1 protein-coding gene is annotated in these 1,314 nt (G+C 33.2%); it reads left to right on the top strand.

What is annotated here, in order from left to right:
* Positions 1-142: 142 nt before the first annotated feature.
* Positions 143-1,314 (top strand): phage tail protein (locus ABH968_RS27755; RefSeq protein WP_370049213.1); only part of this gene is annotated, 1,172 nt, incomplete at its 3' end.

A 1,314-nucleotide genomic window follows, 5' to 3' on the forward strand; every position in this document is an offset into this window, starting at 1 on the left:
GGTAAAGGTGGAACATGGTATACAGGAAAGCAAACTGTCACAGTACTTGAAGCCGCTACAACGAAAGTTATAGCAGTTAAGTCAAGAGTTGCGGCAAATGGAAAATTCGGAGAATGGTATTAATGAGAAAGGAGAACAATAAATGATATATGTAACTAGAGGAAACGAAGTTGAACCATTAGTACAAGTATCTAATTTCGAACTAACTCAAGAGGTGAAGGGTGATTTCAATATCACTCTTACATCTCATAATACCAATAACAATCCTGCTCACAGGTTATTACAAGAAGAATCTATTATTACTGTTGGAGATTTTGATTATCGTATCAAACAAATGAAAGAAACTAGACATGGTAAACAAATTGTAGCAGTAAATACATTCTATGATTTAGTTGATAAAAGACAAAATGAAATCTATGGTGGCACTAGAACATTCAATGAATTTGCTAACTTTGTATTAAAAAATACAGGTTGGACATTTACATCTAGTGTGAGTGGTAGTCAATTCATTGAAAACTTTGGTGAAAACAATGCGATTGCATTACTACAAGCATTATGTCAGGTATACGAATGTGAATATGTAATCATGCCAAATAATCGTATTCACTTTTCTAATCAAATTGGTGGGGATCGTGATGCTCAATACAGGTATGGACACAATGTCAAAGCGTTATCTAAAAATGTTGATACAACAGGATTGAAAACGTACATTGAAGGATATGGTGCAGCTAGTGAAGGTGGCGGACAATTATTCGTATCATATGAATCACCGTATGCTCAAAAGTACGGAAAGCGCGAAGCAGAACCTGTACATGACGATAGATTTACTAATGCTAATAGTTTACTAGAACACATTAAATCAGAGTTAATAGATTATCCAGAAGTTACATTCGAATTAGATTCTATTGAATTGTTAGATAAAGAATTAGGTGAACGTGTATGGCTTATTTATGAACCATTAGAGATGGAATTTCAAACACGTATCCTATCCCAGACTAAACAATTCGTTAATGGCGAATTAAGAACTACTAAAGTAGTGTTAGGAAATACACTTCCTAAGACAACTACGGATATATTAATCTCACAAAAGGTAGAAATTGATGAGAATAAGAAGATTACACGCTCTAAATTTGAACAGACAAATGACCGTATCACTATGGAAGTTGAAACTATTGGAGAATCAATAAGTAAGTTAGAACTCACTGATAAAGAGATTAAGCTTAGTGTAGATGAAACGAATAAAAGTTTAGCAGAGTTTAAAATAACATCCCAACAGATTTCAACTAGAATTGAAAATAAAGTTGACAATCTAAA

Source organism: Lysinibacillus sp. RC79 (assembly GCF_041262405.1).
GTDB lineage: Bacteria > Bacillota > Bacilli > Bacillales_A > Planococcaceae > Lysinibacillus.